Source organism: Nocardiopsis sp. NPDC055551 (assembly GCF_053619415.1).
Window position 1 is genome coordinate 1 of sequence record NZ_JBSHJJ010000022.1, and the last position, 2,023, is coordinate 2,023.

Below are 2,023 nucleotides of genomic sequence, written 5' to 3' on the forward strand. Positions count from 1 at the left end.
GTGAATGTTTTTACTTCTGATAATGCCGATAAGATTATTTAAATAGTTAGGGTCTGTTGCATACCCTCCAGCTTTGATTCCCTTCGCATAGTCCTCAACGCTTTTTGCGTTCTTCAGCTTTGACGCATAACGCGGCTTGGATAATAGTTCCGCGTGGGCGCGTATGGAATCTTGATAGCTGTTGTACTTTGCAAAGCCATCCTTCACGTGATAGGTCTTACCGTTATATACTTCGGTCGTACCCATCGTGGCACTTCCTGCTGTACCTCTTCCCTTTATTCCAAATAGGTTCTTAGAGTAGTAGGCAAGCCCGGACAATCCGCCCGGGTTTGAACCGCCTGATTCTAACATGATTTGACCCAGTATGATGGATGCAGGGATGCCAGTTTCTTTCTGTATGGCTTGCGCGTCTTTGATAAACGGCTTTATATTTACGCCCATACTTCCACCTACTTTGTCAGGATTTTGATTTTCTGACCCGGTTTAATTTTGTTCGGGTCTTTGAGTTTGTTAAACTTGGCTGTTTCCATATACGCGGCTTTTGTACCACCCTTACCATATTTCTGCGTCAATTCTGACAACGTGTCACCTTTTTTCACCGTCACCGTTTTGTATTTTGGTGTAGACGGTTTTTTCGCTGGCGATGGCTTTTTAGCCGGGGTTGACGGTTTTTTAGCAGGTGTTGTCGTTTTGGCAGGTGTTGACGGTTTCGCGTTCTTCAGCTTTTCCAGTTCTTTATGAAGCTGGTCATTTTCTGTTTCCAAGTTGCTGTATTTCTTCGCTTGATCGGCAAGCTGTTTTGAAATGCTGTCCTTTACTTGGTCAACATACGTTTTGTTTTCCTTGCCAATATCGGTAATGGTGTCGATTACATCTGACTTAAATGATTCTTGGTTCTGCCCCAATTCATTTGCAAAGTTGTTTAAGGCTGTATCAACGCTACCTTCAATGAGAGATTGATTGTTTTGTAGCTGTGCCTGAACCAAGCTTGAATTCATAGGATTGCCATCCAAGTAATCACCCTCTAATGCTTCAGAAGTCACGTACTGTTCTTCCTCAGCAGGACGCCCACGCGTCACAAGGGAGACTAATAGAAAGACCCCAATTGCAACCGACCCGATAATGACAATATTCTTTTTGTTTAATTGGAATTTCTTTTTACCCGGGGAATGACCCCCGGATTCATGACCGACTTGTTCAAATTCCGCCATACCAATATAAGCCTCCTATCGGATCACCGAAATAATGATTCTTAGGGAAGTTTTCTTCATCTACCTGATTTCCGTTTAGATCGACTGTCGCTTTCTCAATACTCATGTTTGTTACTTTGTCGATCAATGCTTCTTTCGGAACCATCGGGTAAATGAAGTTGGCATGTGTTGGGCGTAATTCTTCAGCGTCTCCAATACCTAGCTGCGCGTCAGGTAGCTCCACTGGACGTGAAAGCTCCTGAAGCGCATGAACCCGGTTTTGAAGGTGATAGCCTTCCATCATGCCGCCTTACCTCCCTTGTAATACTTTGATGCCTGAAATTGAATTGCTCGCGATTGTGCTGATAATGGAAGTCGTAGACTTGGCATTTTTCAGGAACAGATAAATACCAATGAGAATCCCGATACCCGCAATCACGTCAAAAAACTTGTTAACCATCCACAAGACCTCCCATGATTTGTTTTACCTTGTCAACGTTCAGGACTGCCATACTTGCGAGAACAAGTACCAAGAACGTGTACGTTATTTTTTCATTTGTGAACATACCCAGCAGGATAACGAAAAAGAGAAAGGTGATAATAAACCGCATAGACTTTGTAAACTCTTGCATAGAATCACCCCTTTACTTCAAGCCAAAACCGCGTTTAAGACCGTTCCAAAACCCATCTATGAAACTGTCTTTAGCGGCTTTTTTGACTTTCTTTTTCTGCTCCGGCTTCATCTTTTGATACTTTTTATACGTGTCGTATCCTGTCGCTTTTTCAACTGCCTTTTTCGCTGTCTTTCCGGCTTCGTAGACGGTTTCTTTTGT

The 2,023-nt window shown here is 43.1% G+C and carries 4 protein-coding genes; all 4 read right to left on the reverse strand.

Annotated features, from left to right (window positions below):
- Nucleotides 1–441 (reverse strand): glycoside hydrolase family 73 protein (locus ACWGSK_RS27420; protein WP_452457178.1); only part of this gene is annotated, 441 nt, incomplete at its 3' end.
- 8 nt (nucleotides 442–449) lie between these two features.
- Nucleotides 450–1,211 carry a LysM peptidoglycan-binding domain-containing protein gene (locus ACWGSK_RS27425; RefSeq protein ID WP_376642739.1) on the reverse strand — a complete coding sequence of 254 codons (762 nt, stop codon included), beginning with the start codon at nucleotides 1,209–1,211 and terminating at the stop codon, nucleotides 450–452.
- Nucleotides 1,198–1,494, reverse strand: a complete 297-nt coding sequence (locus tag ACWGSK_RS27430; protein WP_063336321.1) for a hypothetical protein — start codon at nucleotides 1,492–1,494, stop codon at nucleotides 1,198–1,200. Before ACWGSK_RS27430 ends, ACWGSK_RS27425 begins: the two co-directional genes overlap by 14 nt.
- 340 nt (nucleotides 1,495–1,834) lie before the next feature.
- On the reverse strand, nucleotides 1,835–2,023 hold a 189-nt coding region (locus tag ACWGSK_RS27435), incomplete at its 5' end, for a hypothetical protein (RefSeq protein WP_452457179.1).